Source organism: Paenibacillus sp. NPDC056579 (assembly GCF_042793215.1).
Classification (GTDB): Bacteria; Bacillota; Bacilli; order Paenibacillales; family NBRC-103111; genus Paenibacillus_S.
Genome location: NZ_JBHTVD010000011.1, coordinates 53785 through 66489, shown reverse-complemented (window position 1 = coordinate 66489; position 12705 = coordinate 53785). Strand labels below are relative to the sequence as shown.

12 protein-coding genes are annotated in these 12705 nt (G+C 49.4%); 11 read left to right on the top strand and 1 reads right to left on the bottom strand.

Annotated features, from left to right (window positions below):
• The 9 genes from ACFQ88_RS31400 to cntE all read left to right on the top strand — a co-directional run bounded on the left by ACFQ88_RS31400 (position 1) and on the right by cntE (position 8580).
• Positions 1-396 carry a rhodanese-like domain-containing protein gene (locus ACFQ88_RS31400; protein ID WP_379460619.1) on the top strand — a complete coding sequence of 132 codons (396 nt, stop codon included), beginning with the start codon at positions 1-3 and terminating at the stop codon, positions 394-396.
• Positions 393-653, top strand: coding sequence for a sulfurtransferase TusA family protein (locus ACFQ88_RS31395; protein WP_239634003.1), 261 nt, complete (start codon positions 393-395; stop codon positions 651-653). Before ACFQ88_RS31400 ends, ACFQ88_RS31395 begins: the two co-directional genes overlap by 4 nt.
• A gap of 25 nt (positions 654-678) precedes the next feature.
• Positions 679-1791: a YeeE/YedE family protein gene (locus tag ACFQ88_RS31390; protein ID WP_379460617.1), complete on the top strand. Its 1113-nt coding sequence runs from the start codon at positions 679-681 to the stop codon at positions 1789-1791.
• 533 nt (positions 1792-2324) lie between these two features.
• The gene (gene cntA / locus ACFQ88_RS31385; protein ID WP_379460615.1) at positions 2325-3926 is read left to right on the top strand and encodes a staphylopine-dependent metal ABC transporter substrate-binding lipoprotein; all 1602 of its coding nucleotides are present in this window, start codon (positions 2325-2327) and stop codon (positions 3924-3926) included.
• A 23-nt stretch (positions 3927-3949) separates the two neighbouring features.
• Positions 3950-4882: a nickel/cobalt ABC transporter permease gene (gene opp1B / locus ACFQ88_RS31380; RefSeq protein ID WP_379460613.1), complete on the top strand. Its 933-nt coding sequence runs from the start codon at positions 3950-3952 to the stop codon at positions 4880-4882.
• On the top strand, positions 4883-5776 hold the full coding sequence (gene cntC, locus ACFQ88_RS31375; RefSeq protein ID WP_379460611.1) for a staphylopine uptake ABC transporter permease subunit CntC: 894 nt from the start codon (positions 4883-4885) through the stop codon (positions 5774-5776).
• 3 nt (positions 5777-5779) lie between these two features.
• The gene (cntD, locus tag ACFQ88_RS31370) at positions 5780-6604 is read left to right on the top strand and encodes a staphylopine uptake ABC transporter ATP-binding protein CntD (RefSeq protein WP_379460609.1); all 825 of its coding nucleotides are present in this window, start codon (positions 5780-5782) and stop codon (positions 6602-6604) included.
• Positions 6591-7334: an ABC transporter ATP-binding protein gene (locus ACFQ88_RS31365; protein ID WP_379460936.1), complete on the top strand. Its 744-nt coding sequence runs from the start codon at positions 6591-6593 to the stop codon at positions 7332-7334. Before cntD ends, ACFQ88_RS31365 begins: the two co-directional genes overlap by 14 nt.
• Positions 7335-7377: 43 nt before the next feature.
• Positions 7378-8580 carry a staphylopine family metallophore export MFS transporter CntE gene (cntE, locus tag ACFQ88_RS31360; RefSeq protein WP_379460607.1) on the top strand — a complete coding sequence of 401 codons (1203 nt, stop codon included), beginning with the start codon at positions 7378-7380 and terminating at the stop codon, positions 8578-8580.
• 145 nt (positions 8581-8725) lie between these two features.
• On the opposite strand, the gene ACFQ88_RS31355 is transcribed toward cntE, so the two are convergent.
• Positions 8726-9490 (bottom strand): AraC family transcriptional regulator, encoded by a 765-nt coding sequence (locus ACFQ88_RS31355; RefSeq protein ID WP_239634010.1) that lies wholly within the window; start codon positions 9488-9490, stop codon positions 8726-8728.
• A 210-nt stretch (positions 9491-9700) separates the two neighbouring features.
• Between ACFQ88_RS31355 and ACFQ88_RS31350 the strand changes: the two genes are divergently transcribed.
• Positions 9701-11008, top strand: a complete 1308-nt coding sequence (locus tag ACFQ88_RS31350) for a Gfo/Idh/MocA family protein (RefSeq protein WP_379460605.1) — start codon at positions 9701-9703, stop codon at positions 11006-11008.
• 55 nt (positions 11009-11063) lie between these two features.
• Positions 11064-12524 (top strand): sulfatase family protein, encoded by a 1461-nt coding sequence (locus ACFQ88_RS31345; RefSeq protein WP_379460603.1) that lies wholly within the window; start codon positions 11064-11066, stop codon positions 12522-12524.
• Positions 12525-12705: the final 181 nt, after the last annotated feature.

Here is a 12705-nt window from a genome sequence, read left to right as displayed (position 1 = left end):
ATGGCACAGATCATAGAAAATATTTCTCATCTCGATTCGCAGGAGCTGCTTTCTTTAGCGGCAGACCCGGAGCGGAGAGCTATCTTCATTGATGTACGGGAGCCGGAGGAGTACGAGGCCGCCCATATTCCGGGCATCCCGCTCATCCCGATGGGCGAGATCGTAGATTTGATCGAACGGCTCGACCGGGATCGGGAGTATGTATTCGTTTGCCGGAGCGGGCGGCGCAGCCTGGAGGTCGCTATATTTTTCAGCGCAAACGGGTTTGAGAAAGTGCATAACTATTTGGGCGGCATGCTGCAGTGGCAGCTGGAAGAGCGCAAGGTAGCCCATGGCCGTGAGCATATCACTGAGCAAATTACCCTAGACCAATTGGAGAGGAAGATTACCCCATGAGCTTGAGTGAACAGCAATTACTAGAACTGAAAGCCGATATAACCGTTGATGCAGTGGGCGAGGTGTGCCCGCATACGTTGAATTTGGCGTTGGACGGCCTGAAGCGGGCGAAGCCGGGCGAGATTGTCGTTGAAATTACGGATCATACGATCGCGACCAAGACGATCCCGGCTGCAGTAAAAATGAACAAATACGGAGAGTTTCTCGGCGTGGCCAAAAAGAACGGACAATATCATATTTTCGTTAAAAAAATATAAGAACTGAACTGGAAGGGGAAGACCGATGGCATACACATTGGATGTCTTTATACTGGCCGCAGTCTTCGGGTTCCTGTACGGGTTTCTATTACAGAAGGCGGATTTTTGCTTCGTTGCCTCCATTCGCGACTGGATCAGCGTAAAAGATAACCGGATATTGAACGGCGTTCTCGTTCTGATCGCCACGGCTCTGCTCGGATGGGGGCTTGTGCTGACGCTCGGCATCAAACAAGTGTCCGACGTCTGGACCGTACCGCTCGGCGGCGCGAACCTGCTTGGCGGCATTTTGTTCGGAATCGGAATGACGATTGCGGGCGGCTGCGGTTCGGGTACGCTGTACCGATGCGGCATGGGGTATGTGCAATTTTGGATCGTGCTGCTGTTTGCAATTGCAGGCAATCTGCTGTTCGCTTTTCTTTACGACCCGTGGGCGAGGGATATCCTGCAACCGTTAACGCTGGTTGAGAACGGATATACGCTGTACACCTTGCCGATCCCTTACTGGGTAATTCCCGTTGTCCTTGTGGCCGGAATGCTGCTCATTGCCATTTATCGGTACGGCGCGTCCGGATTTTGGGGCGGAGTGAAGGAGTCGCTTACGGATTGGGAGAGAAATCCTCTGAAGCAATCGCATTGGGATATTCGGCTGGTGGCCTTCCTGATCGGCGTCGTCGCGACGATTCAATTCGCGCTCATGTCCAATGTCGGCATTACCGGTCCGGAGACGCGTATCGGAGCCGTTGCTTTGGCGCAGCTGCTAGGAGACGATGTCGTATTCAACAACACGTATTTGAACGCGCTGTTTGCCGATTTCCCCCGGGTCGGTCTGGGGCCGGAAGAAACGCTCGTGATCTTCCTGGTCATTGGCTCGCTTGCGGCATCACTGCTGAGCGGAAGCTTCAAAATCCGTTTCCCGCGTTCTTCCCGTTTGCCCTATGCCATCGGCGGCGGCTTGTTGATGGGAGTATCGTCACGGATTGCACCGGGCTGCAACATCGCGAACGTCATCACGGGTATCGGCGGGCTGTCGCTTAGCAGCGTGCTGGTCATCATTGGCATGATAATCGGAATCTTTATCGTCGTTGCCTTCATATTCAAAATGCCTTTGATGCTGTTCCAGCGGTATGACTCGATGTAAACCGTGAGGTACGGACTCCCTCAAGGGAATAATGCACACTGTAGAAAAACCCACTTTTTCTTGAAAAAGTTGGGTTTCTTTTTTACGTCTAGGCTTAACAGCCATTTTTTACATTCACATATTTTAACGGGGCACCGTATAAACGTGTTAAGTAACGCCTTTTAAAGTTTGAGAGATTTTTGTGAGAACCCTATGCTTGAATGAACATAAGGCTCCATTTCCAGCAACCGGCATTTGTTAGTCGCAAGGAATTAACATATATCTAATGAGTAACAGTACTATGCCACAAATGATACCAAGCAACTATTATGGAAAAAACCTCCTACGAATTCAACGAGACAATTCGCCTCACTATTCGTGAATTATATTTTGCAGTTTGAAATCTAGCTTGTCGGCGCTTTTTTATTACAAGTCCGCAAAAAAAGAAAAGTAAACATATTGACGCCATACAAAATTATGGTATGATTATCCACGGGATTTAATAGTAATAATTACTATTATATAATCTTATTTTTTATATCGGAGGTTGCTGCATGTCTAGAAAAAGGTTTGTTGTTTTAGCTTGGATGATTTCGCTTGCATTCCTGGTCGGCTGCAATAACGGAAACGTCGCCACTACGGGGACGGCTGCAGCAAAAGAGCTGGTCTACGCCACAGCGAAGGATATCAACGACATGAACCCGCACTTATATCCGGGATCCATGCCGGCTCAAGGCATGGTGTACGAATCGCTGATTGAGAATACGGAGGAGGGAATCAAGCCGCTGCTTGCCGAATCCTGGAAGGTCTCGGACAACGGAAAAGTGTATACCTTTCATCTCCGTAACAATGTCAAATTCCACGACGGGGAGCCTTTTAACGCCGAGGCGGTCAAGAAAAATATCGATGCCGTCCAAAGCAATGCAAGCAAGCATTCCTGGATCAAGCTGTCGACGAAAATCGTAAGCTGCAACGTGCTTGACGAGTACACTGTTGAGCTGGTTTTATCCGAGCCGTACTATCCGACGTTGGTCGAGCTGTCCATGACCAGGCCTTATGTGTTCATTTCACCCAAAAACTTTATCAGCGGTGAAACGAAAAACGGAGTCAACGGCTATAAAGGGACTGGGCCCTACATGCTCGCCGAGCATAAAGTAGATCAGTATGCCGTGTTTGAAGCGAATGAAAGCTATTGGGGCGGTCCGCCGAAAATAAAGAAAGTAACGGCCAAAGTTCTTCCTGCAGGGGAGACGACCTTTCTATCGTTGAAAAAAGGCGAGGTTAACTTCATATTTACCGATGATCGCGGCACGGACAGTCTTGATGTAGAAGCCATGAATAAGCTGGCGGAATCGGGTGATTATCAAATCGTTAGAAGCAAAGCCATGAATACGAAAATGATTGTTGCCAATAGCGGCAAGCGGGATCAGCCTATACATGAAACAGCCGTTCGCGAAGCGATTTGGCACGCCATTGACCGCGAAACGATCAGCAAGCAAATCTTTAGCGGAACGGAATCCGCTGCACACACCTTATTCTCAGCCAACGTGAACTATGCGGATGTCGATCTGAAGAAGCGAAGCTACGATCTCGAAGCGTCAGCAAAGCTTCTCGACGGCGCCGGGTGGAAGCTTGAGAATGGTCAAGCCGTCAGAACGAAGAACGGCAGCAAGCTGACGATGAAGCTCTATTACGATACCAACTCTTCCTCGCAAAAAACACAGGCCGAGTTCATTCAAAACTCATTAAAGAAAATAGGAATTCAGCTCGAGCTGTCCGGTGAGGAGTCCAGCTCCATTGCGAATAGAAGAACTTCCGGCGACTACGATCTGTTATTTAATCAAACCTGGGGACTTGCGTATGATCCACAAAGCACTATTGCCGCTTTTACATCCAAGTCTTCTTACCTGCATACGACAAGCGGCATTGCCAGAGCCGATGAGCTTTACCAAAAGATCGATCAGGTTATGGTGTCCGTGGATGAATCCACCCGAAAATCGTTATATTCAGATATTATGAGGATCGTACACGATGAAGCCGTCTTTATTCCCATTACGAACGGCAATGTAACTGTAGTTGCTTCAAAAGCTATCCAAGGAATCTCCTTTAAGCAAACTCAGTTCGAGCTGCCTTTTGAACGAATGAGCATAAGATAGCGTCAAATGTAAAGGAGATCTCTATGGCCAGATACATAGCGAACAGGTTATTGTTGTCACTCCCTTTGCTCTTATTCATTTCATTTATTACGTTTGTTCTCATCAATCTATCGCCTTTAGATCCGGCCGAAGCGGTACTGCAAGCACAGGGTGTACCGGCAATAACGGACGAATTGATTGCTCAGACAAGGGCACAGCTCGGCATGGACCAACCGTTTATGAAAAGATACTTAAATTGGTTGGCTGCAAGCGTTCAGCTGAATTTCGGAAATTCATACGTCACGGGTACCCCCGTGTGGACATTGCTCGGACCTGCCTTTCTCAACACCTTGAAGCTGACGTTCGTTTCGGTGATTGCGATTATAGTTCTGTCCATCATGTTAGGCGTAGTCTGTGCACTTAGGGAGGGCAAATGGATCGATAAATCGGTAAGAGGCGTTTCCTTTTTCCTGACCTCTGTGCCGTCCTATGGACTTGCAGCGTTGATGATCTGGTATTTCTCCGTGAAGCTGGATTTGCTGCCGACAAGTGGAATGGACTCGTACCAACACTACATTTTACCGGTAAGTGTCATCGTGATCAGCTACTCAGGTATTTACTTTCGTATTGTCAGAAGCTCGATGGTAAGCCAGCGGGAAGAAGACTATGTATTGTACGCAAGGGCGTGCGGTTTGACGGAAAAGAAAATAACGATGCACATCCTGAGAAATTCATTGCAGGTAGCCGTTTCCGTATTTTGCATGGCGATACCGATTATCCTGGGGAGCACGGTGGTAGTCGAAAATATATTCGCATGGCCCGGGCTAGGAACGCTTAGTGTCAAATCCATTCTGAGCAGGGACTTTCCGATGATCCAAGCGTACGTTCTGGTGCTGGCCGTAGCCTTCGTCTTGTTCAACACCGTTTCCGATATCATCAATGCAGCGATGAATCCTAAGCTAAGAAAGGATTACTGAATGAAACTTTTAAAGCATGTGCTGAATGACAGGCTGGCCGCTTTCTCCTTCTCTATCATCGCTATGACCGTTGTGGCGGGGATCTTCGCCACGTTCTTTGCACCGCATGATCCCGAGGAGGTCCATATGGAGCTTCGATTTGCATCTGCTTCATGGGGATATCTCCTAGGCAATGATCACTTGGGGCGCTGCATCTTATCCAGATTGATCTATGGAATCCGCCCCAGCGTGTTATGGGTGTTCGTTGCGCTCATTCTGTCCGTATCGATAGGAGCGGTTCTTGGCTTTATCGCAGGCTACTACCAAGGCAAAACCGACGCTATTTTGATGCGGATTTGCGATGTGATGCTTTCGTTCCCGGGATATGTCATGACGCTTGCTGTCATCGGTATTTTGGGGGTCGGCCTTGGAAATATTTTGATTGCGTTTGCGCTGATGAAATGGGCATGGTTTGCACGTATTATCCGAACATCCGTCATGCAATATGCGCAGTCCGACTATATCAAATTCGCCAAAGCCATCGGGGGCAGCGACGCCAACATCATGTGGAAGCACCTTGTGCCTGTCGCTCTACCCGACATAGCGGTCCTAGCCAGCAGCTCCTTTGGCTCCATGATATTGCACATATCGGGCTTTTCGTTCCTGGGATTAGGAATTCAAGCTCCGAATGCAGAGTGGGGAATGATGCTGAATGAAGCGAGGGAAGTCATGTTCTCTCGACCGGAGCTTATGCTGGCGCCCGGCATGGCCATCATTGTCGTCGTGTCCGCGATGAACTTTTTGTCGGATGCGCTGCAAGCGGCTTTGGATCCTAAATTAATGGCTTTTCCTCAGAAGAACCAAGACGCCGCAGCCGTCTCAACCGTGAAGCTGCAAGAAAATGGGGTGGCATAATCATTGACGAATATTTTGGAAGTCAACCAGTTGAAGGTTTGGGATAGCGGTACCGGCAAAGTTATCATTCCTAATAGCTCGTTCCACGTAAAACAGGGAAGCAGTCTGGCTATCGTAGGGGAAAGCGGCAGCGGGAAGTCGATGACCTGCAGGGCGATCATGAGATTAAATAAACCGGGGATCCGCCATACGGGAGACATTCTGTTCAATGGGGAGAACTTAACTCATCTTCCGAGAGAACGAATGAGGAAAATAAGAGGAAAACAGCTTTGCATGATTATGCAAAACGGCATGCGTGCCTTTGATCCTTCTTGCATTATCGGAGTGCATCTTAAAGAAACCCTTGTAGAGCATTACGGGTGGAGCCGTGAGGAAATAACAACGAATATGAAGCATGCCATGGAAAGCGTCATGCTGAAACATCCGATCGATATTATGAATAAATATCCGCACCAGTTATCGGGAGGAATGCTGCAGCGGGTCATGATAGCGCTGGCGATCGTATTGAAGCCGGACCTCGTGATAGCCGATGAGCCGACGACCGCACTCGATTCGATCTCGCAGTTCGAAGTGGTGGAGCAGTTCACTCAACTTCGGGATCGGATGGGCTGCTCGATGATCTTCATTTCGCACGACCTGGCTGTTGTCAGGAAGCTGGCTGACGAAATGGTAGTCATGAAAGACGGAGCCATTGTAGAGAAAGGGACGACCGATGCCGTTTTCTCAGAAGCCCGGCACGAGTACACTCGGTATCTGGTGTCTACGAAGCAGGCGCTAACCGAACATTTTAAGCGCATCATGGGGGGTGTTAATGCTGCTGCGCGTTGACAATGTTGAGAAATCTTATCCACATTTCGGACTATTCTCTAAGAGCAGACAACAGGTATTGAACAATATCAGTTTCGAATGCAAGCACGGGGAATGTCTCGGCATTATTGGAGAAAGCGGAAGCGGCAAATCGACATTAGGCCGATTAATCCTTGGCATAGAGAAGCCGGACCGAGGAACTATTGTGTTCGAAGGAAAACCGGTTGAAGACCGCAAGGTAAGGTCGGGGAACCTCAGCGCCGTATTTCAAGACTATGCTTCCTCCATGAATCCGTTCTATACCGTGGAAGAAGTTATTATGGAGCCACTGCGCTTGCAAAAGCAAAAACAAGCCGAAGGGCACAGCCAAATCGATCTGTTATTATATCAAGTCGGTTTGAATCCGTCTTATCGCAGTAAATATCCCCATGAGCTGTCCGGAGGAGAGGCTCAGAGGGTCTGTATCGCCCGAGCCGTCTGTACGGTGCCGAAACTGATAGTATTAGACGAAGCCATCAGCTCCTTGGATGGATCCGTTCAATTTCAAGTGCTCGATTTGTTAAAAAGCCTGAGAACCATGTACAACATGGGGTACATTTTCATCACCCACGATATTCAGGCTGCTGCCTATATTTGCGACAGTCTAATGATCATCCGCAAAGGCCGGATCGAAGAAACGGTTAAGGTTGAACAGCTTGGAGACGTTCAATCTGCGTATGCAAGGAAGCTGCTGCAGATGGTCATTACCTAGCTGCGGAGAGACAGCCGAGAGATTTGAGGAAGGAGATCGCGGTGTGAGAGGAGCCTTGTCTTGGCCATTTGTACGATTATATTTGTTAACTCTTTTATATTTTAGCGCAAATTCCATATTAAATGTCATGATTCCGTTAAAGGTTGAATCTCTCGGTGCGACCAACACAACGATCGGCTTGATCATGGGGGCGTATTTGCTGACTACCATGTTCTTTCGTCCGTGGGCGGGCCACAAGATTCAACAGTATGGGCCGATCAAAGTACTGCGCACGATTCTGGTCGTCAATGGATTGGCCTTGCTCCTTTATACGGTTACCGGATTGGGAGGCTATTTCGTCGCCCGTATACTGCAAGGGGTGTGTACCGCTTTTTTCTCGATGGCATTGCAGCTGGGCATCATTGATTCCCTACCGGACAAGGATCGGTCGCAGGGGATTTCCATGTATTCCTTATGCTCCTATTTGCCGGGTATTGTTGGCCCCCTGCTTGCGCTGGGTATTTGGCAGGCGGGAGATACGAATTATTTTGCCTGGGTCATGATTGCCATAGCCATCTTTACAGGAGCGGTTGGCTTCAGCGTCCGAATAGACAAGCACGAGAACGGATCTGCTTCAGCCCGGATGGAGCAGGGAGCAGCCATATTCAATTCGTTCCGTATGCTTGTCCAAAATCCACATTTATTCAGGTGCAGCGTCTTGATGCTCTCAGCTTCCGTTATATTGGGTTCGGTTACGGCTTTTATCCCGCTGTATGCCGCTCAGATCGATGGCGCGAATGCAGGGGTGTATCTCATGCTTCAGGCTGGTACCGTTGTATTGGTTAGAGTTGCCTTGATGAAAAAAATCCCGTCGGACGGCAAGTGGCGTTCCTCATTTATCATGTGGATCCTGCTTATTCAGACCGCTTCCGCACAAAGCATAAGCTTCTCTGCCGCAGGCGGCGCTGCTTTTTTATATACAGGTGCCGTCATGATGGGAATCGCTCAAGCACTCCTGCATCCTACCCTCACAACCTATTTGACCTTCAAGCTGTCCCAGACGAATCGCAATGTGCTGCTTGGGCTGTTTCTGGCAATGGCTGATTTGGGCGTATCGCTCGGCGGAGTCGTCATGGGGCCCGTGGCGGATATATCCTCGTATCCGTTAATGTACATGATTTGCGCCATGTTAGGTGCGGCAATGATTATTTTTACATACTCCATAAAACTATCGGGAAAATCCGATATGCTTAATGATCAACCATAGCTTACAGACCTGGCCGAAAAGCCGGGTTTTTTCGTTAAAAGGGTATACAATGTAAGGCAACCGACGAAAAGCTAATGGGGATAGGTGAGGTATCTCTGCATGGAAGGAGCCCCCCTCCGGGTACCCTTGCAGCTTGCTCCATCTGCTAACTGCGCCAGGAGGCAAACTTTCTGTTGAATTGTCTCGGGCTTTCGCCGGTATGCTTTTTGAAAAATTTCGAGAATGAAAAGATATCGTTAAACCCAAGATCGGCGGCAATTTCGGAGATGCTCTGCTCTCTGTAGCGGAGCTGCTCCTCCATCTTCTGGATTCGGACTTGGTCGATGTAAGACTTTAAGCTTTCCCCGGTTATTTCCTTGAACTTCTTCGATAAATGGCTGCGCGTATACGATAGCTCTTCGGCAAGCTCGTTGATCGTGATTGCTCTGCCGTTGCGCATTTTTACCTGATCCATAACAAGCTTGACCAGCAGCTCGGAGGTATCGTCCGATTTGTGGAAATCGTCGGACTGAACGTAGTGAAACATCGTATCCAGAAAACCGTTAACAAATGCTTCCTCATAGCTCTTGTAAGGAGAATCATGAATGACCGTCTTGAAGGAGGAGACGAGCCTGCTGGTGAACTGGTTTCCGTGAATCGTTCCTCCCCATACAGGAAAGCCGTCATCTTCCCGCTCGAACTTTAAAGTAAGCCAAGAGGCGCCATTTGGATTATATGTAAACCCGTGCTCCCAGCCTGGAGGAACCAGCAGCATATCGCCCATGTCCAGGGAGTGCTCCTCCCCGAGCATGGTGCTTTGAATTGCGCCTTGCGTAACGATCTCCAACTGCCAATACTCGTGCCTGTGCAGTTCTCTAACAGATGGATATGCTCTTGAGCCGAAATAAACGGAAAGCACTTTGGATTTCATATGCGTCCTCCCTATGGATGGCAGTGGATAATGAGAAGCTGAATCACACATTTTTACAAGTAATGCGACTATTCGGACATTCGTTTTCCGATGGGTACGTGGTAATTTAAAGGTATTATAAAGCAATGGGGTATGCGCTTACAAGGCAATAAAATCAAATTATGATGAAGTCGCGACCAGCACCTATTAAACAATCTGGGGGAAACGAAAATGAGCAATCCGATGTCAGATCATATTGAACAAAATAGCCCTGTTACCGTCGTTATCGTAGGAGCCGGACATCGAAGCCTGATCTACGCGTCTTATGCAAAGCAGCATCCTGAACAAATGAAAATTGTCGGCGTCGTCGAGCCGGATAGCGAGCGCAGGAATCTAACCAAGGAGCGCTTCGACATACCGGAGGAATGCTGCTACGCCGATCTCGAGGAGTTTGTACGCCAGCCTAAAATGGCCGATGCCGTCATTAACGGCACGTTGGATGATATTCATGTAGCTACTTCGATTCCGCTGCTTAGAGCCGGTTATGACATCATGCTCGAGAAACCGATTGGCGTGAGCGAGGATGAAGTAATGGAGCTGTATGAAGAAGCTGAGCGCAACGGCAGAAAAGTGATGATCTGTCACGTGCTCCGCTATGCGCCATTCTACGAATCGATTCGCCGCCAAATCGCCGACGGGGTGATCGGCAATATCGTCAGCGTGACAACAAGCGAGAATGTCAGCTACCACCATATGGCTATGGCTTATGTAAGAGGAAAGTGGGGGAACAAAGGCAAGAGCGGTTCGTCGATGCTCATGGCCAAAAGCTGCCACGACCTGGATATCATAACCTGGATGCAGGGCGACGTACGGCCGGCGAGAGTCGGCAGCTTCGGAAGCTTGATGCAGTTCCGTCCGGAAAATGCGCCTGAAGGGGCAGGTACCCGATGTCTGGTCGATTGCGCGATAGAGGAATCCTGTCCGTATTCCGCACGCAAAAACTACATTGAGCAGCGACTGTGGAGAGCTTACGTTTCTTACAATACTCATTTGGGGGTCAAAGCAAGCGACGAGGAATTGGCGGAATCGCTGCGGACGGACAGCCCGTACGGGCGCTGCGTATGGCATTGCGATAACGACGTGGTCGATCATCAGACCGTCATTATCGAATTCGAGGACGGAAGCACGGGGACGCATGTGATGACCGGCGGCGTGTCCAAGCCGGGCCGAGCTATTCACATTATCGGAACCAAAGGAGAAATTCAGGGAGAGCTCGAGGAGGGCTCCTACATCATCCGCCATCCCGATGCCCGCAAAGGCCGCATTTATTCCGAGCAGCGCATCGAGCTTGGAGTGGCCAACGATATGCACGGCGGAGGGGATCTGCGTCTTGCCGAGGATTTCGTCAAAGTATTGCGAGGCGCGGAGCCATCGATATCCTCGACCGCTTTGGAGAAGTCGATCGACGGGCATTTGATCGGATTTGCGGCCGACCGGTCGCGGGCGGAGAATAAAATCGTCGAGCTGCGACGTGTGTAACTGACTTTAAACCAGCTGCAAACGGTGCAGTGGGTTCAGATGGGAGATACCGTAGATGCGGGATATGCAAAAGTCAAACGAAAAACCGAATGTCATCCTGATTATGGCGGATCAACTGAGACTGGACGCTATCGGCGTCCATACTCCGAACATAAATCGGTTAAAGGAAAACAGTGTCGTATTCGAAAGAGCTTATTGTGCCTCTCCCATTTGTGTACCTGCCCGTGGAGCGTTCTTTACCGGCATGTATCCTAATGAAACGGGCTGCCTCATCAACCGGGGCGAGGAGAGGCACTCTTTTGTGAGGAGCGGCCTTGATCATCTATACGGGCTTATGGATAACGAATGGGACAGCTGGCATACGGGAAAGCAGCATCTTCAGATGAAGCCCGGTTTGGATAAATCCCCTGACAGCCGTACGAACTGGAGAAGAGTTGAAGGCCGATATGAAGCCTTTTTGAAGGAGAACACGAAACGAAAGCCAGGAGGGCCGAATTTCCGCGGGATCGTGCCTGAGATGGCATACGGAACGATAACGCGTCCAAGATGGTATTCGATTCCTGCCGTTGGCCGGTACGAAGAAGGACAGACGTACTTCATTGACGAGTTTATTGCCAGAGACTCTGTGGATGCGATTAGAAATAGGGATCGCAGCAAGCCGTTGCTGCTTAATGCCATGTTTCACGCGCCTCACCCTCCACTGGACATTCCCGATCCATGGTTCAGTCTGGCTGATGAGGTTGATTTGCCGGAGAATGTAGGGGAGTGGTCGCCGAATCAGTCGCCGCTGCAATTATATAATTTGACCGGTGCCATAGGAAGCCGATACTCACGGGAAGAATGGAGACCGGTATGGAAGGCCTATCTGGGACTCGTATCGCTGCTGGATCATTGTGTCGGCCAGATTATCGACGAATTGCAGAGGGAGGGGCTTTACGACAACAGCCTGATTATTTTTACAAGCGATCATGGAGAGATGCTGGGCTCACACGGATTGTGGCAAAAAATGTGCATGTACGAGGAATCTGTCCGTACGCCGCTGTATATGAAGTTTCCGGCTGCCTTCCAGCCGGCTGTCACTTCCTGCAGCTCGCTGGTCAGCAGTATCGATGTGCTCCCGACGATTTGCGACTATGCACAGATTCAGCCCAAATCTCCGATGTCCGGCCAATCGTTGATACCGTTGATCACCGGCGGTGCTTCAGGCCGTGAGAGAATCTTTATCCAATACGACGGCAATGGCGGGAGAGGCAACTTCAGCCGTTGTGTTGTCGAAGGGGAATACAAGCTGATCGTCGATATGTTTAAGAACGAGACGTACATCGAGCTGTACAATGTGGTGAGAGATCCTCAAGAGAGGGACAATCTTGCGTTCCAAGATCAAACTTATCGCGCACGCATTGAACAGCTGCTGCACCATCTGCGTGAGCACATGCATGCTACGAACGATTTGCTGGAGCTGCCGGATGGCATGTATGACCGGTTCCTGCAAGATTACACGGAGTTTAAAGCGTAAGCTTCAGTAAAAATAATCGATTAATAGGCGCTGCCCCTCGGGCGGCGTCTTCTTGCAATTTATGGAACAAAATAGCCTCAACATTTACGATTTCTTAAAACCCAGGAAACATTCTTTTGATAAAACCGGTTTAAAATGATAATTGTCGGAACAAACAGAGGGGTTTAGTCATCAAGAAGAT